This is a genomic window from Daejeonella sp. (assembly GCF_017495225.1).
Lineage (GTDB): Bacteria > Bacteroidota > Bacteroidia > Sphingobacteriales > Sphingobacteriaceae > Daejeonella.
On record NZ_JAFEIG010000005.1, the window covers coordinates 1 to 24,274 of the forward strand.

A 24,274-nucleotide genomic window follows, 5' to 3' on the forward strand; every position below is an offset into this window, starting at 1 on the left:
GTTGGTTAGTAGTTGGTTGGTTAGACTAGCGACATTTGGTAACCGGTGGCTGAGGCTCTCGAAGCCCGTTATCAGTTGACCTTGTCAGTTAGCAGGCAGACGACATCTGAATTAGTACATAGTATTTAGTACATAGTATTTAGATATTAGCTATTTTTTTTTACTTGTCTTTACTCCTTGCTCCTTAATCCTTTTTCTAATCTCCGCAATCATGAAAATCAAATAAATCATAGTTCAGACAATTTAGTTGGTTAGTAGTTGGTTGGTTAGACTAGCGACATTTGGTAACCGGTGGCTGAGGTTCTCGAAGCCCGTTGTTAGTTATCAGTTATCAGTTGACCGTAGTCAGTTAGCAGGCAGACAGACGACATCTGAATTAGTACATAGTATTTAGATATTAGCTATTATTTTTTTACTTGTCTTTACTCTTTGTTCCTTGTTCCTTGCTCCTTGCTCCTCATTCTTTTCTCTTTGCTCCTTATTCCTCGCTCAAACATTTATTAATACCAATTAAAGCCCTTAAAATTATGAGTTGGCGTCATGGATACCCAATTTATACCAACTCATAATTTAAAAAACACATACCGACCTAATTGATTTTTTCTCCGCTAGGTTTTGGGGCAAGCTGGAAAGAAATTGGTAAGGTAAAAGCTACATTAACTGGTTTTCCTTTTATCGTTCCAGGGGTCCATTTCGGACTTTCTTTAAGGACCCTAATAGCCTCTTCATCTGCACCACTACCAATACCTTTTAAAACTCTTACATCTGTGATATCACCGCTTTTTAAGATAGTGAAGCTAACTATCACTCTTCCCGTAACATTATTTTTTCTTGCTTCTTCTGGATATTTAAGATTAGCTTGAAGATATTCGCCCCAAGCTTTCATTCCACCTACGAATGATGGAGGATTATCCACATCGCCAAAGTCTACCTTTTTTTCTGGGGGAGGGAACTGAATGACATCCTTGTCTGTGTTTTTTTCTTGAGCATAACCTACAACATACATTGTTTTAATTAAATTGGTTTTCACAGTCTTTCCGAAATCTGGTAGAGGAACAAGCTTGGACTCCATTCCTGATAATTGAAATGCAATTGCCATTGAATACTCATCGTCTTTAGCCTCTACAGACTCCTTGAAAAGATCGAAAGAGCGGAGTACTTCCAAATCGATATCATTTTGTAAACCTTTTGTTATTTTGACATTTGAGATTTTTCCGCTCTGCACTTTGAACGATACGATCGCATAACCCATGATATTATTTTCTCTGGCTGAACTAGGATAACGAAGATTTTTTTGTAAATGCTTCCAAAGGGTGTTGAAGTCATTTTCTTGCGAATTTTCATTGGAATTGATTGAATTCGGCTTTTCATCGGCAACAGACGATTGAATTTTTGTTATTTCGTTTGAATTCTTTAAAGAATCTTTTGCCAAAATCTCTTTTGACACCAATGGCATAAGTAGCTCCTCGGCCTTCGCTAATAAGTCTGTTTTTTGTTTTGCCACACTTGCAGCTGAGAAAATTAACATAAGGGTAAAAAGCGGTGCAGAAAGACCATATTTCCAAAGGCCTGTTTTGCTTGATTTGGTTTTGTTAAGCATCTTAATTCGTCTTTTTAAAATTGAATTATTGAAAAAATTGTTAGTTAGTGCATTGGGATTAATTCCCATTGCATTGTTAAATAAAAGCATGGCATATTGTGATTTACATTCCATGTGCTTTGCTGCTTCTTCATCTGCGATAAACTCATGGATTTGCATAATTTCCTTTTTATACAAGTAAATAATCGGATTAAACCAGTTAATGATACTTGATAGTTCAGCCAAAATGATATCTATAGAATGTAATTCCCTGATATGTACTCTTTCATGATTAATAATAGTATCAGAGTCGGGTAGGGTTTTGTCGACAATTAATTTATTGAAAAATGAAAATGCCGAACCTTTTTCTTCTTTTAGCTTCGATTTAAGCATTAAAAGTCTAAAAATGAATCTTAAAAAGAAAAATGTTACACCAATCAGATAAAGCATTATAATTAAGTCTGACATTGCCCAAGTTGTTGATTTTTCCACGTCTTCAACTACAATCGTTTCAAAGATGAAGTTTGCAGGTACAATAGCTGATTCTCTAATCTTATTTGTTAGAAACAAATCATTAAACCATGGCGAGTTGAGAAATGGAATGGTAAATGATAAAATGATACTCCCATTCAGAAATATTCTATTTTGTTTAAAATAGGTTTCATTTCTTAAAATTACCGTATAAAATCCCATGAATAGGATCAAATACAGGTTTGTCTGTAAAAGATAATTCAAGATATTCATATCATTTGTTCTTAAGTTTATCAATCAATTTCAATATTTCATCAGCTTCTTTGAGGTTGAGTTTTTTCTCTTTAACGAAGAAAGAAAACATGTTTTCAACCGAGTTTTCGAAATAGCCACTTAGAAGTTTTTCAGTGGCAAAGCTTTTATACTCCTCAATACTAATTAGAGGAAAATAACGATGGCTTTTTCCGAAGGCCTCATGGTCAATAAATCCTTTAGATTCTAGAATACGTATAATAGTGGATACCGTATTATAGGCAGGCTTGGGCTCAGGCAGCAAATCAACTACATCTTTTACGAAAGCTTTTTCAAGATCCCATAAAGCCTGCATGATCTGCTCTTCTGCTTTAGTTAATTCTTTAATTTCCATAATCCTTTTTTAATTAACAACAATTAATAATACCTGGTTCGAACTGGTAAATCAAATCTAAAACTAATTTATTAGTTAATCAACTAAATATTTAGTTTTCAATGAAAATATTTTACAATTAATTGATAATCAGTTTAATAATTTACAAGTAATCATCCTTTGTAAATCTTTAATAGTCAGAGGAGAGGATCTATCTAATGAATTAAAGAGAATGGCAAATTTGATAGGACAAGTCCTAAAAGTAATCTATTAGTAGGTGAAATTAAAAATACTCTGGAGAGTGTGAGTCAATAATTTAGTTTAAGAATTTGGAAAGGGGGAGTCAGTTGTCTTTATCTTTGTCAGATAATCGACATTTGTTCACCGCTAGCTGAGGTTCTCGAAACCCCTTATTAGATAGCAGAGATATTTTACAATAATTGTCCTACAAAAAATAAAAAATGAGCTGGCATATTGTATTTCCCAATTAAACCAACTCATAATTTTAAAAATTTCTTCTAAACGGACTTAGGTTATCTTCATTAGTTTTTGGTGCTAATTGGAAAAAAATTGGCATTGTATAAGCTACTCTAACGGGTTTTCCATATTGATAGCCTGGTTTCCAATTGGGACTTTGTCGCAGGACTCTCACCGCTTCTTCATCACAACCACCACCAATGCCTCTTAAAACCTTCACATCTAAAATCTCTCCGATTTGTGAGACTACAAAGCTAACTATTACTCTTCCTGTAATGTTATTTCTTCTTGCATAGTCTGGATATCTAAGGTTTTCTTGGAGATATTCTGCCCAGCCCCTCATTCCGCCAACGAATGATGGTAATTGTTCTATACTTGAAAAGTCGTAAATTTTTTCTTGTGTATTCGACTTTGTAGTATCTCCTTGTAAATTAGTCATTATTGGTTTTACCCAATTCTCCGAGTCAGATAATACATCTGTCTTTTTTTTTGCGAAGAGTGCATTCGAGGATATTAATACCAAAGTAAATATGCTTAAAACTGAAATATATTTGCTCGAGTTTGATTTTATTGATTTAAATTTATTAATCACCATTACTATTCTTTTTTAATATTTATTAACTAAAATAGTAAATATTTTCTTTATAAACAATTATTTTAATAAAAATTATATTTAAATAGCTTAGTATAAGTAGTTAATCTATAAATACTTAGCTAACCGAAAATGTTAGAACGATGATTTATCTGATTAAAAATTATTTGAAAAACGAATAAGGAGCAAAGAGAAAAGAATAAGTAGCAAGGAACAAAGAGCAAAGACAAAAGACAAAAGAAACCAGCACACGAGTATTTCAGATGTCGTTAGCCTGACAACCGATAACAGACAACTCATTTCCTACCTTTAAGAAAAGGCTTCGAGTACCTCAGCTACCGTATAAATTATTTCTCCCGCAGATCCCGCAGAATTCCGCAGATCGCCTCTGCGCTAATTCGCGAAAATCTGCGGGAGCCAATTTTAATCGATTTCCAGATGTCGCCAGTCTGCTTTCAAAAACCTAGCTTCATTACCTCAGCCACTGGGCAACATATGTCGTAAGCCTAACCATCTAACCAACTAATTAGAGCAAGGAATAAGGATCAAAGACAAAAGACAAAAGAAACCAGCACACGAGTATTTCAGATGTCGTTAGCCTGACAACCGATAACAGACAACTCATTTCCTACCTTTAAGAAAAGGCTTCGAGTACCTCAGCTACCGTATAAATTATTTCTCCCGCAGAACACGCAGAATTCCGCAGATCGCCTCTGCGCTGATCCGCGAAAATCTGCGGGAGCCAATTTTAATCGATTTCCAGATGTCGCCAGCCTGCTTTCAAAAACCTAGCTTCATTACCTCAGCCACTGGGCAACAGATGTCGTAAGCCTAACCATCTAACCAACTAATTAGAGCAAGGAGCAAAGAGTAAAGACAAAATACAGTATTTCAGATGTCGTTAGCCTGACAAAGACAACTGACAAAGGGCTTCGAGTATCTCAGTCACCGGGTACAGATGTCGTTAGCCTAACCAACTAACCAACTAACCAACTAACCAACTAACCATCTAGTTAGAGCAAGGAGTAAGGAGCAAAGAGTAAAGACAAAATACAGCATTTCAGATTTCGTTAGCCTGACAAAGACAACTGACAACGGGCTTCGAGTACCTCAGCCAACGTGTTACAGATGTCGCTAGCCTGATAACTGACAACTGCTAACTGATAACCGCCAACTGACAACTCCCTATTTCCCCAACACCTTCCCCAGTACCTTCTCTAATTTAACTGGATCATTCATATATTTTTTCAAATCGAAAAGCTCTACTTTTCTGAATTCTACAGGGTGACTTTCGCTTTGGAGTGAGATATAACCCTCTTTTAGTGCTTGACCATCCATTTTTAAGGAAGCATTGAAATTAGCGACATTGCCGCCTCCAATTTGAGGTTTTGTATATTCAAATACTGTTTTTCCTTCCAATCGATGCTGAATAAGCGAATCGCCTAGGACTACAATTTCTGCTCTTACCCATTGATCGCCATGATATGTTTTTGAGCTTGAGTTTACACAGTGTGGAGTGAATAATTTCCCATTCACATGAACATTAGTGCCTGGTGTACAAAGGTTAAGGGTAGTTCTGTCAGATTTGCCATCACCACCTAAAAATTGAGTCTCTAAAGAAATTGGAAAATCCTGATTAAGCTCCATACTTTCTGGCGATTGTCCATGCAGCATAGCTCCACTATTTCTAAATGCCCAGCCTGGTCCACCGGGAATTTGATCTCCAGTAAAACGGTACTCCACCACGAGCACATAAGCCGAAAATGGTTTTTTATAAAATATATGTCCATAGCGTTCATTCCACTCTTTATAACCATCATAAGATACTTTCATCACCTGATCTTCCACGCGGAACGTGTTTTGATAATTTTCATTTAGCGGGTGACCATTAATCTTAACTTTCCAATCATTAAGATCTTTACCATTAAATAGGCTTATCCAACCCTTTTTTTGTGCTGAACAGGTAGTGCTTATTAGCAATAAGGCAATTGTGATGTATTTTGTGAACATATATTTTATTTTGAATAACTAATATAGGAAAAAAATTAAAATGGTTTTCCAACCTAGGTACAGGTCGCGACCTGTCCTTACCAAAAAATTAATTAGATTTTTTTCTAAATGGACTTTAATATTTTTTAATTTGAACCATTAAGGGATTAAGAAAAATTAAGAATTGGATAAACCACAATTATTTAAAAGATTTTTTTTGCGTCTCTGCGAGACCCACTCTGCGCTAATCCCCTCAAATCTGCGGGAGAAAAATGACCAAACGGGCTGGTACGGTGACAACACCGACCAGAGGAGCGATAATTAATACTTAGTATTTAGTACAGAGTATTTAGAAATGAGTGAATTGGAAAATTGGATTTTTAATAACTATGGATAGTTTTAGAAATATAATTATTAAGAAATTGATGAATGGCAAGCCCTTCATGAACCATAATTTCTTAATGTTTTTAATTTGAACCATATGTAGGGACAGGTCGCGACCTGTCCTTATCTAATACCTTAAATATCTATCATTTATCAATGGGAATAATCGTAAATTTGTAAAAAATAATGGGCAATTAATGCGTTTTAGCAAGTTGAAAGTTTTTGTTGATGGTTGGTGCCCGATGTGTAGGAAATTTGGCCGTGTTTTAGTAAAATTAGATATTTTAAACCTCATCAGCCTCCAAGATATTAGAACATCTGAAGTCCCAAGTCAAGATTTTAAAGACAAAGGCCTAAAGGCCATAGCATCAAGCAAAAGCAATGGAAAAATTTATTTTGGCTTTGATTCCATCTTTCAAATTTCCTTGTTAATTCCTTTTTTATGGATATTCATACCCTTTTTATTCGTCCTAAAAATCACTAAAATTGGTGCTTTTTTATATTCTGAGTTGGCAATGAAGCGGACTATCATTCCATTGCATTGCGATAAGGATTGTGATGCAATCTAATTTAATCTGTCGATTTTTTGCAAAAAAAAATACCGGCAAGCTCTGAGAATTTGCCGGTATCTAATTGATAGTGAAGAAATTATATCTTCCTTCCTGTATTAATGACATTAACCCCCTTGAAAAGGGTAGTAGCACATCCATGAGTAACAGCACTTACCTGGCTCGGCTGACCTTTTCCATCGAAGAAAGATCCGCCCAGACGATAGTCTTTTTCATCACAAATTGCAGAGCAAGAATTCCAAAATTCTTGGGTGTTTGATTGGTAGGCCACATCTTTCAATAAACCACCAATTTTACCATCCTTAACTTCAAAACATAGCTGACCGCTAAATTGGAAATTATACCTCTGCTGATCAATAGAGTAGGAGTTACGTCCGAAAATATAAATTCCTTTTTCTACGTTTTTCACCATTTCGTTTGCGCTGAGCGGTGTTTTACCTGGCTTCAATGAAACATTTGGCATGCGCTGAAATTGAACCTTATCCCAACTGTCGGCATAGCAGCAACCCTGCGATTCTGGAAGTCCGAGGATATGTGCCTGATCACGAGTAGCTTGATAATTAACCAAAATGCCATCTTTAATGATATCCCAGTTTTTACATTTTACCCCCTCGTCGTCATATCCTACAGCAGCTAAAGAGCCTTTTTCAGTTTTATCGGCTTCGAAATTCACAATCTTGCTTCCAAAATTGAATTTCTTACTTTCCCATTTATCCAAGGTTAGGAAGCTTGTTCCTGCATAATTCGCTTCATATCCCAATACACGGTCGAGCTCTGAAGGGTGTCCCACCGATTCATGTATCGTAAGAAATAAGTTGGTTGGATCAATAATCAGATCATATTTACCAGGCTCAACAGGCTTAGATCGTAGTTTCTCGTCCACATGTCTTGTTGCAGTAACTGCATCCTCCAACATGTTATATCTGTTTTTGTAAATGGTAAATGGCCCCTCAATCTCTTCTTCCTTCTTAGGATTTAGATATTCATAACCCATGCCCATTGGCGAACTCAGTGAGTTACGTGTTTCAAATTTCCCTGATTTAGAATCGATTTTTGTTACTGTAAATGTTGGCCACAACCTATGGATGTCTTGATCGATGTAAGAACCCTCAGTAGAAGCAAAATACTTCTGCTCATTCACCAAAAATAGGGATGAATTCACAAAATTTGCTCCGCCTTTCATTGCAGCATCATTCACAGCAAGTAATAATTCGGTTTTTTCCTTAATCGGAATCTCAAAAGCATTTTTCTCAAAAGGTGTTTGCCAGCTTACTTCACCATAACCCTGCTGTGGAGCAAGTTTAACCGGTTCCGTTAATAATTTGGAATTCACTTTTGCAATTTGTACTGCCGATGCAGCTGCACGCGCAATATTGTCTTCCGTTAAATTATCAATCGCGGCAAAACCCCAGCTTCCATTGGCAATTACCCGAATTCCCATTCCATAAGATTCAGTATTGCTAATGTTTTCCACCCGATTTTCACGGGTGGTTAAAAACTGATTTAAATAGCGACCAATGCGAACATCGGCATAGCTAGCACCCTTTGAACGAGCGGCATTTAATGCAATATCTGCTAACTTTTTCTTAAGACTTACATCAATGGGCATCAAGGCTTCTTCAATGGCAATATCACGGCCTAAAACCGGAATAGATTGTAGCATCGATGCACCCACACCAATTCCTGAAACGTATAAAAAATCTCTTCTTCTCATAACGATAATTTATTAATTTATAATTAAATACCGATCTGAATTATACTGCATCAGACAGTGAAGAGAAAGTAAAGTCTCTAATTTTCATTGGTGGAACAATCATATTACCACTACGTTGTGGTTTACCCAAAGCTTCCACATTGTTTAGCATGATTATCGGACTTTCATTAAATCTGAAATTTTTTACTGGGTACATTATTTTTCCGTTTTCAATGTAGAAAGTACCGTCACGTGTAAGTCCCGTTAGTAATAAAGTCTGAGGATCCACACTTCTGATATACCAGAAACGAGTCACTAAAATACCTCTTTCGGTACTCTTAATAAGGTCTTCAAGAGAGGCTGTTCCACCTTCCATGATTACTCTATTGGCACCTGGGACAGGTTTTACGCCTTTTTGTTGTGCCCAATAACGAGAGTAGCTTAGGTTTTTTACTACACCATTTTCTACCCAGGTTACTTTTTCTTGTGGGATACCATCGCCATTCCAAGTCGCTGAAGGGAGGTCTGCATTAAAAGGATCTGAGTAAATATTTACTTGTTCATTAAACAATTGCTCACCTAAACGCGTACCGCCACCTTTTTTGCTCATGAAGCTTCTACCTTCTTCGGCACTTCTAGCGTCAAAACCACGAACCATGTTTGATAGCATATCGCTAGCAGCCAAAGGTTCTAAAATAACGGTGTATTTTCCAGGCTCCAATGCTTTTGCACCCGCAGAACCCACTGCTTTTTGGGCAGCGACTTTTGTTAAGGCTAAAGTATCAAGTTTTGAGATGTCATTGAAAGATTCACTAACATAGCCTGATCCTGTACCTGCCTGATTACGAGTGGTTACCGAGAAGGAAACATCAGTATCCATATTGTATGCAAAAAGTCCCTTAGAGTTCATGATTGCTCTAAAGCTAGTTGAGTTTTCCAAGAAACCTGCCGCCTCTAGATTGGCTGCTTTTGCAATATCCAGACTCTTTTTAACGGCCTCTGCACGAATATCTGGATTTACAGCTGCTGTAGTTTTGTTGTAAGTGATAGATTCAGCAAATGTTTTTGGTCCCTCTAATGAAACATACTCCGGATTTGGAGGTGCCAATTGTGCTAATTCCTCAGATCTTCTAACCACTTTTTCAAGGGATGCATCATCAAACTCATTGATTGTTGCTGATCCTGTTTTTTTACCAAATGTGGAACTAATTGCTAGTCCCATAGTGCTAATATCTCCCGCTGTTGAAACGGCATTTCTTGCATAGCGAATATTTCCGCCTTCGGTACCTGTCAGACTAACTTCACATTCGTCTGCTTTTGAAAAGCTCAATGCTTTTTTCAGAATTGCTTGAGCTTCTGCTTTACTTATTATGCCCATATCTTAAATTTTTCTTGCTGTATTAATAACATTTACTCCATTAAATCTTGTTGTAGAACTTCCGTGAGAAACGGCATTCGACTGGCCTGGTTGCCCTTTTCCATCGTTAAATGCACCACCTAAGCGATAATCGCGTTCATCACAAATAGCACCCACGGCATTCCAAAATTCTTGTGTATTTGATTGGTAAGACACATCTTTTAGCATGCCCACAATTTTACCTTCCTTAATTTCGTAAAACATTTGTCCGCCGAACTGGAAATTATATCGCTGCTGATCAATTGAGAATGAGCCATCCCCAATGATGTAAACACCTTTTTCTACATCTTTAATCATGTCGTCAACGCTTAATTCCTCTTTCCCAGGTTGTAGGGATATATTAGGCATACGCTGAAATTGTACATCTGCCCAGCTTTGAGCATAAGAACATCCCTGAGATTCTTTTAAACCAATCATGTGTGCTTGATCACGTGTTGCTTGGAAGTTTACTAAAACACCATCTTTTACGATATCCCATTTCTTGCATTCAACACCTTCATCATCATAGCCTACAGCCCCTAAAGAGGTCTTTTCGGTCTTGTCGGCTGTAACATTCACCAATTTATTGCCGAAATTGAAGTTTTTAGAATTTAGCTTGTCGAGGGTTAAGAAACTCGTTCCAGCATAATTAGCTTCATAGCCGAGTACACGGTCGAGTTCTGTAGGGTGTCCTACCGATTCATGTATGGTTAGCCAAAGGTGTGAAGGGTCAAGAACTAGGTCATATTTGCCTGGTTCAACAGACTTAGCCTTCATTTTTTGGTCTACATTAACTGTTGCAGCTTTTATATCTTCAAGGATATCATAGCGGTCTTTGTATCGAGTAACTACTCCCTTAACTTTACTGCTCTCTGTAGGATCGAGGTATTCATAACCCATACCCATTGGGGTACTTAGCGACCTAATCGTATCAAACTTACCATTGCTACGATCAATTTTAGTTACCTGGAAATTAGGATATATTCGGTGAATATCTTGATCAATATAGGAACCATCCGTAGAGGCGAAATATTTCTGCTCATTAACAGCGAATATCACCGAGTTTACGAAGCTTGCTCCACCCTGCATCGCTAAAGCGTTTGTAGCAAGTAAAAGATCAACTTTTTCTTTAACTGGAACCTCAAATGCATTTTTTTCGATTGGCGATTTCCAGCTAACCTCACCATAGCCATTTTGAGGGGCTAATTGGACTGCCTCACCTTGAATTTTGGCATTAGCCTTCGCCACAGCAACTGCTCTTTCGGCAGCTTTGGCAATTTCTTCCTTAGTTACATTGTTTGTGGAAGCGAAACCCCAGCAACCATTGGCAATTACGCGAACCCCAACACCATAGGATTCGGTATTAGAAACCCCTTGTACATTTTTTTCACGTGTAGCCACAAATTGATTGAGGTAACGACCAATACGAACATCGGCATAACTCGCTCCTTTTGCTTTAGCCGCATTTAGAGCTACATCGGCCAATTCTTTTTTAATTCTTGTATCCACAACATTCAATGCTTCCATTGGATCGATGGGATTACCGAAAAGTGATAAGTTTGGTAGCATTAATGCCCCCGCACCGAGTCCACTTAGGTAGAGAAATTCACTTCTTTTCAATATGTTATCCTCCTTTAAATTGGTTAATTATATAAAAAACGCTTTGTTAAAATTTTTAATCATTTCTAAACATGAAGTTAGGATAATTTTTCTTCAAGCCATAAATATGTGCAACAAAGTAAAAATAAAATGTAAAACCAGATTGCTGAAAATTGATCTTCATAAATTGAATTAGCAAATTTTTCTTCGATACTTTCCTTTTTTTCGCGCATCCATCTTTTCTTAGTATTTTTTGTTTTTTCTGCAGCACGCACTCCTCTCCAAGCCGATTTATCAAATACATAAATCCATTCTTGCTCATTATCAATGGGTTGCCAGCCTGTGTTTTTTGGCCACCAGCTTCCTCGCTGCTCAAATTGAAGTATAGGATCTTGAATTAAAGCAATCTGATCATTATTTATATTAAGTTGTGAAGAATCACTCGAAAGTTGCAATTCTTGATCTAGTATCGGTATCTGCGGAAGAATATAATTAACAGAACTTTCCTTCTTTTTTCCAGCTTTTTGAAGAATGTACGTCCAGAATGAGGAATAATCATTTAGCTGATTACCAAGAACCCATGTATAAGAATCATTGATCAAACTAAGTACAATTCTACCTTTTCCCAATAATTTACTGCTTATTAGAATATCGCCTGATTCATTTTTAACCAAGCTTTGTGTTCCTGATTGAGGCATTATCGATAATAATGTACTTCCCTGAAGAATGTTTTTTGTTGCTTCTTGGCCATTCCAAGTTAAATTCATGGTTTTTGGAATAACTTTTTTATTCTCCTGCAGGCTAAAGGCTTTCTTATAAAAACCAGATCCAGATTCAATAGCATCGGTTTTAATTATCAATCCCATGCCCAAATTGACTTGATTTTGCAAAGCTTGACTTTCTGCATTGCTTAAACGTGCTAATTCTTGGATATCGCCTATAAGCACATCGAAATCATTCAGCAAAGTGCTATTAATACGCGTCAAATCGATTTTTAAGCCATTTAGAAACTCGCTATTGAATTTATTGGTGCTTATAGTAGTTCTTATGGCTAGGCTATAGCCTTGTTCTGAAAGCCAATTTTTGAGAAATTTATGCTCAAAGTCGGGTGATGCGGCCAAAATCAAAATTCGCATGGGCTCTTTTGCCTTAACCAGTATTGGCAAGTCTTCTTTAGCTAATGTATCTCCATTGGCTAAGGCAATTAAGGAATAAACTGCTTTATCGAGGTGTTTTGGGATGCACTTTAACTCAAAACTGGTACTTTCTTTTTCGATAATTACCGAATCTAGATTAGTGCCCATCCCTTGTAAAACTAGCTTAATCTCTCGCTTTTCAAGGTTATTGTAGCTCCCTTGAATTAATAATTCTTCTCCTGATCTTATCTTTTTTGACCAGTTAATAGAGCTAATTCCATCTGCCAAAACAGAAGGATGAAAAATTAGATTTTTATCCTTAAGACTCTCAAATTCATGATTTTCTAAGCCATAGCCATAAACATGGAAAATTTCAAATTTGGGATTTGAACTTAAAAATTCATTGAGATCGCCAATGTGTTTTACGTTTTTATTTTTTTCTGCAATCTCTTTTTCTGTAGTAAAAATGGCGCGACCTTTCCAGCTTGCCAGACTATCTTTATGATAGCCTTCAGTCAATAAAATTGCGATATTTGTCTCTTTATCAGAAACTTGACGCTTATATTTAATGGGTGAAGCAATAAAAAAGAGCGCGATTATCGCAAAAATCGAAGCCAATATTCTCAAAATTCGGTTCGATTTATTTTCGCGTTTAATCTCCTTAAACAGGATAAAAGCGAGTAACAAGGCTAGGGCAATAAAAATATAGATCTGATCCATTTTAAGGTTGCGCTTGCTTTAATTGTTTAAAATATTCTGTTGAAAGGGATGTTTTTGAACGCGCAGGATTTGCCTGTGGTGTTCTATTTTCATCCTTAATTATTCTTTGCAATGCAGATTCCACCATAGAAATCTCTTTGGAACTAAGCTTTAAATTAATGTTTGTGCTAATGATTTTTCGCATGATTTCTAAAGCACTTAGGTAGCTACTAGGCTCAGAAATTGCCTTTGCACTGATTTTTCGGCTTGCATCTTGAAGGATTGTACGATCTTGCCGACTTAAAACTGCTCCATTTCTAAGTTTTGAAATTATGGCACTTGCTTTTTTTAATGAACTCTGTTCCTCATTTTTTGAAAAGGTTTTTTCGGCAATAGGTTGAATGATTTTATCAAGCTCGCCACTAAGCCGCTTTTCTTCTTTGATTGCTGCAGTTTTTAAAGCTGTTTTTGATACATAAGCTCTTGATTTTTGTTGTAAATCTTTCAATAAACGCAAGGCTTTGTACTCAAATGGTAATGCTTCATCCGGCTTATATGTCCGCAAACGTAATTCCGATTTCCACATTTCAGTCAGCGTGGCTTTTAATTGAGCCTTCAACTCCGGCTCAAAAAAGGTGGCATCCTCTGCAACATCATGCTTATGAGCATAAGAATCCATAATTTTCTCGGCATCACCAAAGTTGGCTCCAGCTTCCTCATCTTCATGATCCTCATGGCCTTCATGATCCTCATGTTCTTCATTGCCAGGGCCAATTTCGCCTTCTGATTCCTCCCCTAAAAACTTCCCATAGCGAAGACGCAAGAGTTTTTGATCGATACCTAAATTATTGCTTCTGCTTCTGAACTCTTCAATGCTGAGACTATTCTTTTCTTTGAGTAGCTTTTCTGTGTCGATGATAATCTGCCTTTGACTTCTAAAATATTCTGGAACCAAGTTTACACCACCCAACATGCCATCCATGCTCATTAGTTTTGCCGTGTCTTGTATGCTTACTTGGTAAACGTCCGAGCGACTTATCTGCTTGCGACTATCTATGGCTTGAATGTAAAAATAAAGTTCATCGCCCGCTTGCATTCCTAAACTTGCTAAGTCGATGGTTTTCTGTAGTTTATATTCTTTATCCCCACTAATTTTATCGCTAAAGCGGATGCTCTGCTCCTTAAATTTTACTCCTTCCCCTTGACCGCTACTAATTGTAGCCGAAATATAAACCTCATTTATCCCATAATCATCATTTACCTGAACTTGTAAATTTGTTCGTTGAGGCTCACCATAATCAATGGTGCTATATTGCTTTGGCGATGAAATTCGAATTAATGGCGCTTCATCTTTTATGATTTCTAATTTATATAAATCCGACAATTTGCCATCTAATTTCACTTGGTAAAATCCCGATTTATTAATGCTTCTGCTAAAGGCCCAAAGTGTCCGACTTTTATTTAAAGCACGTAATTTTGAAGTTTCTGTATCATTGAAAATAAAATCCAATCTATCCACCGATTGATTTGTCTCAATGGTCCACTCAAGTACAGAAGCATCTTCAACAATAGCTGAAAACTGCTTTTGAGTCCGCTTTTTATTGTTTGTATAAGATGGTGGCGTAATTTTTAAACTGACAGATGCTATTTCTGGCAATATTTTATCCGCTACCAAGGTATTTGTCCCACTAATAGATAAATTATTAGATTTTAAGTCGATTGGGTCAATTTTCCCAATCAGTATTGCAGCCGAAACAGATAAAATCATTAAAAGGGATGCAGATTTTAATCGTTTGTAAATTAAACCGGGTATTTTAAGGTTATTTAACTGATTTTCAACTTTTTGTGCTTGTATTTTTTCCAGAATGTTTAATTTTTCTACATCTTTTAAAAGCAGGGAACTGCTTTCTTCTAATTGTGGATAGCTCTGGTTTAATAATCGGGCAACGTCTTCTTCGTTAATTTTTAGAATATTAGAAATTTTAATAAAAATCAATCCTAAAATTAGTGTTAAATGAACTGTGTGCCAGCTGGATATGCTTGAAAAGATATCCCAAATAGATATTGTTAAAATGGAGATAGAAAAAGCTAAAAACAGCTTTGCCAATAGACTCGATACAATCCATTGGAATTTTATTTTTTGAATAAATGCTTTTCCTGTTGAATAACTCATGCTAAATTATTTCTAAAGCTTAAGTACCTTTCAAGCATAAAAATTAGGATCAATGCGAGCCAAAACTGATTTTCTAAATCGGTGCTATTAGATGGTTTTTTATCAGCCAAGGCTTCTTTCTGATTTGAAAAAATCGGAAGCATTTGTGTTTCGCTTACTTTTCTATTGTCTAGTTCATGTATTTTTGGGTTGTTATTTTTTGATAAAATAATGTTTATCAATGCTTTAGGAAGCTCCTCGCTCCAAACTAACTCGTTCCAATCGGGGTTAAATCTGGAATAAAATTCGATTTTGCTATAATTTTTTTCTTGCCTCTGACTAAGAATTGGGTTTCCGAAACCGTCTTGCCAAATTAGAAAATCACCAGTTTTATTTTCATGGATATTAATTCTTTTGTAAAGTCCAATTTCTGAATCGCTAGTATTTTGATCGAGCTTTAGTGTGGTACGTACATTTTTAACTGCACCACTTTCATAGGTTAAAATTTTGGTTTTTGGCGCAATTTGCTGTGGTATTGCCGATTCTGATAGCCAAAAAATAATATTTTGCCCCGAAGGGATGTTTTTGGTGCTAAATTCTTGGAGCTCAATTTTTCGTGAAGTATATGTTTTTATCGCCTTGATGGCTGCTTTAATATAATTGGCGTCCGACTTAAATTTATCGGTATAAATCGCTATTTTGATGCCTGTGGTATCGATTGTAAGCGAATTGCTATTTTTATTTTTCGTATCTTTATAATTGAGCTTTGCAAGTCCTTGTTCAAAATTCAAAGTCAACCTGCTGTTTTTAATTGTTGGATCGAAGGTTTCGGTGTTGTAAGTGGTGGCTGTGGGACTACTAGTCGCGATTGTTGCCATGATGCTTCCTGATTCTTGAAACCATGCATTTTCAAGCCAAGAATTTGTAGAATCTGCTGCTGTGATTGTTTTCCAGATCAGAGGGAATGAAATTTCAGCACGCTTATTTCCTAGTTTATTTAATCTATTGCCCGTAAACAGAAAAGCTTTTGTATTGGCTGGAATTTTAACATTCAATAAATCAAGGAGTGGCCAATAGGAAAAGGCTTCATTTTTGTCTTTTGTAGAGGTATTTTCTTTTTGAATTTCATCAATTTTAGTCTCTCTGAAATTAGGTTCGAAATAACGTAAATCATATCCCAATCCAGCAAGAGAGTCGATTTCAGGTTTAAAATTGCTATAAATTTCTTTACTGTTTTCTTCTTCAATGAGTATCCATGCTGATTTTGTTTTATATGTATTGATACTGTTCCAAAGTGGCTTTGCCAAGATAATAGCTAAAATAATCAGTAATAGGCATCGTAATAATAAAAGAAGGAGATCGATTAGTTTTAGGCTTTTTGCACTTTGCCTGGAACTTTCACCCAAGAGACTAATGCTGCCAACTTTGAGTGTTTTGCCTTTTTTTACATTCCACAAATGGATGATCAGCGGAATAATAATTCCGCCAATAGCAAATAACCAGATGGGATTTAATACTTGTAGCAAGGTTTAAATTCTTTGTTTTTTACGTTGATTTAAAAAATCTCTTAATGCTTGGTCGAGAGGTTCGGCCATGCTAATCATTCGATAATAAATATTTCGATCTAAAAGCTTCATTCTGAGTCCGTTCAGGTGCTCGTTTAACTTCTCTTGATAGTCTTTTTTTGCTGTTTTTACATCAATTTTAACAGTTTTTCCGGTTTCCAAATCTTCTAATTCTGAATAAGCTTTAAAATCGAGGTCGAGTTCATTTTTGCCCATCAAATGGAATACAATCACTTCATTTTTTAGTGCGTTGAATGTATCTAGTAATTGCAAGAGCTCTCCATTTTCTTCGTAAAGGTCTGTTATAAAAATTAGGAGCTCTCTGCCCTTGGATGCAGAATAAAGATCTTTATAATAAATAGGTTTTGTAAAGCTACCTCCAGCTTTAATATTTTCCAGTTGATAAAACATTCTTGATAAATGTTGGAAATCTTGTTTGGAGGCTAAGGAGTAAAAACCTTCATCCTGAAACACATAGAGCCCGATTGCATCGCCTTGTAAATGAGCAAGATAAGCAAGTGATGCGACTAGATATTTAGCATAATCAATTTTTTTGAAGTTCCCATCTTCATGATTCATAGAGGCACTTGCATCAATTACAAAGCGTACCGAAATGCTCGTTTCCACTTCAGATTCGCGGATATAATAGCGATCAGAACGGCCATACATTTTCCAATCGAGCCATCGTAAATCATCACCAGGTTGGTAGGAGCGGTACTGACTAAATTCTAAACCCGGACCTTTCAGAGCGCTTTTATTAAGTCCCGTCATAAAACCATCCACCACAGTTTTTGCTGCCAATGAAAGGTCTTTGATTGCCATTACGACTTTCGGGTCTAATAATTTACTCATGTGGTAGTTTTGCTTAATTAAGAAATATCAATAATTATTTAAGCCTTTATTTTTGAACGTTCCACCGATTTAATTAGTTCGGCTGTCACTTGATCCGAGCTCACATTTTCTGCTTCAGCTTTAAAATTAACGAGTATTCGGTGTCTTAATACCGGATAAGCCATGCTATGCAAATCTTCCATAACAACAGCAAAACGGCCTTTTAGCAAGGCTCTTGCCTTGGCTGTTAATATTAATGCTTGCCCTGCTCGTGGTCCCGCGCCCCAGCGTACCCATTCTTTAACATATTCTATGTTGGTGGTATCAGGACGTGTGGCACGAATAAAATTGCTGACATATTCCACCAAATCTTCGCTAATACTTACCTCTCTAACGAGTGATTGGATCTGTAATATATCTTCACCGCTCAAAACGGGTGTTATTTCTGCTTTTTTAGAACCAGTAGTATTATTTAATATTCCAAATTCTTCTTGTGCTGTAGGATAGCCTATTTTTACAAAAAGTAGGAATCGATCGAGTTGTGCTTCAGGTAGGGGATAGGTTCCTGCCTGCTCAATTGGATTTTGGGTTGCAAGTATAAAAAACGGACGATCAAGAGGGTATGTTTGTCCGCCATAAGTTACCTCAAACTCCTGCATGGCCTCAAGTAACGCTGCTTGAGTCTTTGGTGGGGTACGATTTATCTCATCCGCAAGAATGATATTTGCAAAAATTGGTCCTTTATTAAATTTAAAAAACCTTTTTCCTGTACTATGATCTTCTTCTAAAATTTCGGTTCCAATGATATCGGTAGGCATCAAATCGGGTGTAAATTGAATCCTACGGAAAGAAAGATGCATGGCTTGCGATAAGCTCTTTACCATCAATGTTTTTGCAAGTCCCGGAACCCCCTCCAACAGACAATGCCCACCAGCCATTAAAGCGATGATCATTTCTTCCAATACTTGATCCTGTCCAACAATAACTTTTTGAATTTCCTGCTTTAAATGAGGTAGTTTTGAAATTATTGCCTTGATCTTGCTTTCTGACATTTCCATTTCGTATAATTGAATAAATAAAGCGAAAATTAGGAATATTTTGGCGGATTGTAGAGATATGTGTTTTTCCAACCGTATTTTTACACAAAAAGCTTTCTAAATTGTTTTTTGGGAAGAATATTAAAGATTTTGTTGATGAACGTTATTTCTAAGTTCACATTTGCGAGAATTAAATACCGCTCAGGAAACTGGGACACGGATCAACGTATGCCTTCCAATTTGCTGAACTCTCTAGTAGAATATACCACAATTCCGATTAATTATGAAGAAAAAGTTGTAGATCTTGCTAGTAATGAGATATTTATGTATCCGTTTACTTATCTCAGCGGACATAAATTGGTTCAATTCAATCAGCAGGAGAAGGTCAATTTTAAAAAATACGTTGAAAATGGGGGCTTTGTGTTTGTAGATGATTGTAATCATGATATCGACGGACTCTTCGCTAAATCGTTTGAGGCGCAAATGAGCTCACTTTTTGGTCCCACAGCCTTAAAAAAGATTCCGAACAATCATGAAATTTATCGATCTTTTTTTGAATTTGAAAAGGGTCCGCCTACCACTTCTTTTGAACTAAATGGCTGGGGCGATGATTTAGTTCACGATTACCTTAAAGCAGTGGAGTTTAACGGCCGAATTGGTGTTTTATACAGCAATAAGGATTATGGATGTGAGTGGGATTATGATTTTAGAAATAAACGCTTTTATGCTGAAGATAATACCAAATTCGGGGTCAATATTATTGTGTATGCGATGGGAGTGTGAAATATTTTCACTGTATTTATTTGATTATCAGGATATTGTATTTAATTGTATCGCTTTTTAGCCTTACAAAAATTTGACAATAGATAAGCATCATATTATGTATTTTTGTAAAATTTTGATCCTTTTTAATGATAAAGAAGCCATTTGATGCTCTAAACGGCAAGTATTGTAACTCTTTGGATACTTATTCTAGGTTTGTAACTCGGGAAGTATTGATTGGAAATATTGCGATGGGTGCGCACAATCCGATAAGAATTCAAAGTATGACTACAACTGATACCATGGATACCCTTGGCACGGTTGAGCAGACTATCCGAATGGTGGATTCTGGATGTGAGTTAGTTAGAATAACTGCACCTAGTATTAAGGAAGCTAAAAATTTAGCTTTAATTAAAAAGGAATTAGTTGCCCGTGGATATCAAGTCCCATTAATTGCAGACATACATTTTACACCTAATGCAGCTGAAGAAGCAGCTAGGATTGTAGAAAAGGTCCGAATTAATCCTGGGAATTACGCAGATAAAAAGCGTTTTGAAAATTTTGAGTATACCGATTCTGAGTATCAAGCTGAGCTAGAGAGAATTTACAAAAAATTCACCCCTCTTGTTAAAGTTTGTAAGGAATATGGTACTGCCATGCGAATTGGTACCAATCATGGTTCACTTTCTGATCGAATTATGAGCCACTATGGCGATACTCCTCGTGGGATGGTAGAATCCGCCATGGAGTTTATGCGCATGTGTGAGGATTTAAATTATTATAATCTCGTAATTTCAATGAAATCGAGTAATCCTCAAGTGATGGTTCAGGCTTATCGATTACTAGTTGAAACTATGGTAAAGGAGGGAATGAATTATCCTTTACATTTAGGTGTAACCGAAGCTGGTGATGGAGAGGATGGAAGAATTAAGTCGGCAGTAGGTATTGGTGCCCTTTTGGAAGATGGTTTAGGTGATACCATTCGTGTTTCACTTACAGAAGATCCTGAATTTGAAGCTCCTGTGGCTTCTGCATTGGCAGATAGGTATAAGGTGAGGCAGTTGTCAGTTGGAGGTTCTCAGTTGTCAGTTGACGGTTCTCAGTTGGCAGTTGGCAGTCAAAAAGTTGACAGTTCTCAGTTGACAGTTGGCAGTCAATCAGTTGGTAATAAATCAGTTGACAGTTATCAGTTATCAGTTGGCATTGATGGAAATAGTTTGGGGGCAAATCATAATCCCTATGAGTATCAGAAGCGTCAATCAGCAGAGCTAAATACCTTTATTGGCGGTCATCAAGTACCTCGAGTAGTAATTGATATTTCAGGTAAAAATTTAAAAGATCCAGCGGTTTTAGGTGATGTAGGATATATCTATTCATCACTGCTTGATAAATACAATATGGCTGAGCAATCATGCGATTTTGTTTATTTAGCCGATCAATTACCTTCTTTTAGCTTCCCTGGTAATTTAAAGCAACTTTATAATTATTCAACTTGGAAGACGCTTGCCAATAAAAGTAATTGTCATCCATTTTACACTTTGGAAGAGTTTATATCATCAAAAGATCATGATGCTGCATTGAACTTAGTTTCAATAAGCAATCAAGATATTGATTCTGAGTTATTTAAGGATTTACCTCTCGATGATACCTTAGTTTTTGTTTTAGAAACTGACGCGCTATGTGGTTTGCAGGATCAGCGTAATGCCTTCTTCAAATTAATCGAAATGGGTCTTGATGTTCCAGTAATTATCAAGCGAAAATATTCCTTAAATGATCAAAAATCGGTTCTCTTACCTCAAGAATCTGATTTTCAATTATATGCTGCCACTGATTTCGGAGGTTTATTATTGGATGGTTTTGGTGATGGAATTTGGGCAGAAGCATCAGATATTCCGACAAAAAATATTCTTTCTACCTCTTTTGGTATTTTGCAGGCTACGCGTTCTAGAATTTCAAAAACCGAATATATTTCTTGTCCGAGTTGCGGTCGCACCCTCTTCGATTTACAGATTACTACTCAAATGATTCGTAGCCGTACAGATCATCTTAAAGGCTTAAAAATTGGAATCATGGGCTGCATTGTGAACGGTCCCGGAGAGATGGCAGATGCTGATTATGGTTATGTAGGTACGGGACCGGGTAAAATAACCCTGTATCGTGGTAAGGAAGTTGTGAAAAAGAATGTTGATTCTGATAATGCTTTAGATGAGTTAATTGGGATTATCCGTGAAGATGGGAATTGGATAGAGCCAGAAATAATTAGCTAATTTTTAGAAATTCCACGCTTTTTTCGCATACCAAATGAAGCTCAAGGGATAATTCATCTTTTGTGAAAGGATGTGAGACACCAAAAACGTGGTTTGCATAAGGAACAGTAAATAATTCTGCTTGCGGACAATTTTCATTGAGTTTTAAGGCCTCATCAAGAGAAACATTAATATCTTGATCTCCGTGAATAATGAGCCAAGGCTTATGAATTTGTTGAGCTGCGAGTAATATATCGTATGCTTTTACATTTTTTTCTAAATCGTGTAAAAGGTCGATTTTTAGGGGAGTGTACTGTTTTGTGCGTGTATTAAAACTAAAAATAACACCCTTGCTTCGCCACTCTTTTTCATCTTCTTTTTTCCAGAGACTTCTAAAATCAGAGATTGCAGCCCAAGTTATCAGTTTGTTGATACGAGTGTCTTTAGCAGTCTGAATGATCGATGTTCCGCCACCTCGACTATGTCCGATAAGGTATAATTTTTCTGATTTAGGAAAGTCTTTGCCACTTTTTGCAAATGAAATTACTTGGTCTAAATCAAAAAATTCTTTACTAAATGTATTGTCGCCAAAGGCACCAAGATCAGTGAATTCTGTTGGTTTTTCGGGACTTGTACCATTATGTGAAAAATTGAATTTTAGAAATCTGAATCCTTGTTTTACAAAGTATTCTGCAACAAGATTGTAGGCTCCCCAATCTTTAAAACCTTTAAAACCATGTACAAATAATACAATGGGCCGATCTTCTTGACCATTTTTAAAATGAAGATCCATTAAAATGGGTCTTCCTTCTGCTCCTTCAATAGTGAATGATTGACGGATAATCATAATATAATTAATTTTAATATCTATTTGGCGATAAACACCATATTCAATCAAACTCTTTTGAAATGAACATTACAATATATGAAAATTAAGCTATTTTCCAAACTTTATTGGATGTTTTGTAACAAATTCGGCCCAATTTGATCTATTTCTATTAAATTTTATTTATTGGGATTATTTACGTTTTATCAAGATTTTTTTCAAAAAAACATCCCGAATTAATATATTTCGAGGTTATTTTACAGCTTATTGTCATATCTTGTTTATAATCTTTCTAAACGCTTGTGTTTACATAGGTATGACATATTGAAAAACCCTTATTTATTACATTTGTTTCGGTTTTAAAAAATAGGATTACACAACTTGAAGTATTTAAAAGTCATTGCCTTTACGCATAAACAAATCGACCTAAAGGATTTAGGTAAATTTGTTATTTGCAACGAGTCATTGGAAAGTAGTTTAGAAAGTGTTAGACAGAAGTTTGGCATTCCTGAAATATTTTACATTGGGACTTGCAATCGCGTAGAGTTTGTTTTTACTGCTGAGCAAAATCTAACACATGAATTTGTAAAGGATTTTATTCAGGCTTTAAACTTGCCCATTTCTGAAGAGCAGGCTCATAATTTTTCTGAGCAAGTTTCAATTTATGAAGATGAGGATGCATTAAATCATCTTCTTAGGATTTCATGTTCACTAGAGAGTTTAGTAGTTGGTGAAAAGGAAATTCTTGCCCAAGTACGTAAGGCTTATGATACTTGCCGTGTTGCAGGCTTTACCGGCGATTACATGCGTCTTATAATGAACCGTGTTGTTAAAACATCCAAAGAAGTTTATACCAACACCGCTATTGCTCGCAAACCTATTTCAGTGGTTTCTTTAGCTTACAGAAAATTGCGAGAGCTTAAAATGTGTACTAATTCTCGAATTTTGATTATCGGTGCCGGCGAGACAAATAAAAATCTTTCTAAATATCTACAAAAGCATAAATATTCAAACTTTACAATTTTTAATCGCTCGATTGAAAATGCACGTGTTCTTGCTGATGAATTGGGTGGTGTAGCTTATGGTTTAGATGCATTAAAAACGTTTAAAAACGGATTTGATGTTATTATTACTTGTACAAGTGCTACAGAACCTATAATTACCAATGAAATTTATAAGTCACTTCTTAATGGAGATGAATCTAGAAAAGTGATTGTTGATTTAGCTGTTCCAAATGATACAAGTCCGGAAGTGCTTCAAAACAACCCTGTTACCTTCATCGAAGTCCATAGTCTGCAGGAAATAGCCAACAGCAATTTAAAGGAGCGTTATGAGGAACTTATTTTTGCTGAGCGTATTATTGAAGAGAACATTCAAGATTTCAAACCTGTTTTAAAGCAACGCCGGGTTGAGATTGCCATGAAAGAGGTGCCAGAAAAAATCAAAGAAATCAGGAATGCTGCTGTAAACGGTATTTTTGCTCAAGAAATTGAAAATATGGATCAACAATCGCGCGAAGTATTAGAGCGAGTGATGAATTATATGGAAAAGAAATATATCAGCCTTCCAATGATTATGGCAAAGGATATATTGATAAATAACAGTTGATTTCCTGCTTATCCCAATGATTTTGGCTATTTTTGGCC

17 protein-coding genes are annotated in these 24,274 nt (G+C 36.2%); 4 read left to right on the forward strand and 13 right to left on the reverse strand.

Annotated features, from left to right (window positions below):
* Positions 1-589 precede the first annotated feature (589 nt).
* The 4 genes from QZ136_RS02030 to QZ136_RS02045 all read right to left on the reverse strand — a co-directional run bounded on the left by QZ136_RS02030 (position 590) and on the right by QZ136_RS02045 (position 5,754).
* Positions 590-2,323 carry a M56 family metallopeptidase gene (locus tag QZ136_RS02030; protein ID WP_291399772.1) on the reverse strand — a complete coding sequence of 578 codons (1,734 nt, stop codon included), beginning with the start codon at positions 2,321-2,323 and terminating at the stop codon, positions 590-592.
* A gap of 1 nt (position 2,324) precedes the next feature.
* On the reverse strand, positions 2,325-2,696 hold the full coding sequence (locus QZ136_RS02035) for a BlaI/MecI/CopY family transcriptional regulator (protein WP_291399774.1): 372 nt from the start codon (positions 2,694-2,696) through the stop codon (positions 2,325-2,327).
* Between the two features lie 484 nt (positions 2,697-3,180).
* Positions 3,181-3,747: an energy transducer TonB gene (locus QZ136_RS02040; RefSeq protein WP_291399776.1), complete on the reverse strand. Its 567-nt coding sequence runs from the start codon at positions 3,745-3,747 to the stop codon at positions 3,181-3,183.
* A 1,182-nt stretch (positions 3,748-4,929) separates the two neighbouring features.
* Positions 4,930-5,754 carry a DUF1080 domain-containing protein gene (locus QZ136_RS02045; RefSeq protein WP_291399778.1) on the reverse strand — a complete coding sequence of 275 codons (825 nt, stop codon included), beginning with the start codon at positions 5,752-5,754 and terminating at the stop codon, positions 4,930-4,932.
* Positions 5,755-6,314: 560 nt separating this feature from the next.
* On the opposite strand from QZ136_RS02045, the gene QZ136_RS02050 reads away from it, so the two are divergent.
* Positions 6,315-6,686, forward strand: a complete 372-nt coding sequence (locus tag QZ136_RS02050) for a DCC1-like thiol-disulfide oxidoreductase family protein (RefSeq protein ID WP_291399780.1) — start codon at positions 6,315-6,317, stop codon at positions 6,684-6,686.
* 79 nt (positions 6,687-6,765) lie between these two features.
* On the opposite strand, the gene QZ136_RS02055 is transcribed toward QZ136_RS02050, so the two are convergent.
* The 8 genes from QZ136_RS02055 to QZ136_RS02090 form a co-directional block, all read right to left on the reverse strand.
* Positions 6,766-8,400 (reverse strand): TldD/PmbA family protein, encoded by a 1,635-nt coding sequence (locus tag QZ136_RS02055; RefSeq protein ID WP_291399783.1) that lies wholly within the window; start codon positions 8,398-8,400, stop codon positions 6,766-6,768.
* Between the two features lie 40 nt (positions 8,401-8,440).
* Positions 8,441-9,757 (reverse strand): TldD/PmbA family protein, encoded by a 1,317-nt coding sequence (locus tag QZ136_RS02060; RefSeq protein WP_291399785.1) that lies wholly within the window; start codon positions 9,755-9,757, stop codon positions 8,441-8,443.
* Between the two features lie 3 nt (positions 9,758-9,760).
* Positions 9,761-11,395, reverse strand: coding sequence for a TldD/PmbA family protein (locus tag QZ136_RS02065; protein ID WP_291399787.1), 1,635 nt, complete (start codon positions 11,393-11,395; stop codon positions 9,761-9,763).
* Positions 11,396-11,472: 77 nt separating this feature from the next.
* Positions 11,473-13,230 carry a hypothetical protein gene (locus QZ136_RS02070; RefSeq protein ID WP_291399788.1) on the reverse strand — a complete coding sequence of 586 codons (1,758 nt, stop codon included), beginning with the start codon at positions 13,228-13,230 and terminating at the stop codon, positions 11,473-11,475.
* 1 nt (position 13,231) lies between these two features.
* A complete protein-coding gene (locus tag QZ136_RS02075) occupies positions 13,232-15,382 on the reverse strand; it encodes a DUF4175 family protein (protein WP_291399791.1) in 2,151 nt (716 codons plus the stop codon).
* The gene (locus tag QZ136_RS02080) at positions 15,379-16,887 is read right to left on the reverse strand and encodes a BatA domain-containing protein (RefSeq protein WP_291399797.1); all 1,509 of its coding nucleotides are present in this window, start codon (positions 16,885-16,887) and stop codon (positions 15,379-15,381) included. Before QZ136_RS02080 ends, QZ136_RS02075 begins: the two co-directional genes overlap by 4 nt.
* Before the next feature lie 3 nt (positions 16,888-16,890).
* On the reverse strand, positions 16,891-17,778 hold the full coding sequence (locus QZ136_RS02085; protein ID WP_291399799.1) for a DUF58 domain-containing protein: 888 nt from the start codon (positions 17,776-17,778) through the stop codon (positions 16,891-16,893).
* A gap of 38 nt (positions 17,779-17,816) precedes the next feature.
* Positions 17,817-18,809, reverse strand: a complete 993-nt coding sequence (locus QZ136_RS02090) for a MoxR family ATPase (RefSeq protein WP_363244650.1) — start codon at positions 18,807-18,809, stop codon at positions 17,817-17,819.
* A 141-nt stretch (positions 18,810-18,950) separates the two neighbouring features.
* Between QZ136_RS02090 and QZ136_RS02095 the strand changes: the two genes are divergently transcribed.
* Both QZ136_RS02095 and ispG read left to right on the forward strand, forming a co-directional pair.
* The gene (locus QZ136_RS02095; RefSeq protein ID WP_291399803.1) at positions 18,951-19,577 is read left to right on the forward strand and encodes a DUF4159 domain-containing protein; all 627 of its coding nucleotides are present in this window, start codon (positions 18,951-18,953) and stop codon (positions 19,575-19,577) included.
* A 128-nt stretch (positions 19,578-19,705) separates the two neighbouring features.
* Entirely contained in the window at positions 19,706-21,823 is a 2,118-nt protein-coding gene (ispG, locus tag QZ136_RS02100) for a (E)-4-hydroxy-3-methylbut-2-enyl-diphosphate synthase (RefSeq protein ID WP_291399805.1), read from the forward strand.
* On the opposite strand, the gene QZ136_RS02105 is transcribed toward ispG, so the two are convergent.
* Positions 21,816-22,649: an alpha/beta fold hydrolase gene (locus QZ136_RS02105; RefSeq protein WP_291399807.1), complete on the reverse strand. Its 834-nt coding sequence runs from the start codon at positions 22,647-22,649 to the stop codon at positions 21,816-21,818. The genes ispG and QZ136_RS02105 overlap by 8 nt on opposite strands.
* A gap of 360 nt (positions 22,650-23,009) precedes the next feature.
* Here QZ136_RS02105 and hemA point away from each other — a divergent pair, with 360 nt between their 5' ends.
* Entirely contained in the window at positions 23,010-24,236 is a 1,227-nt protein-coding gene (gene hemA / locus QZ136_RS02110) for a glutamyl-tRNA reductase (protein ID WP_291399809.1), read from the forward strand.
* Positions 24,237-24,274: the final 38 nt, after the last annotated feature.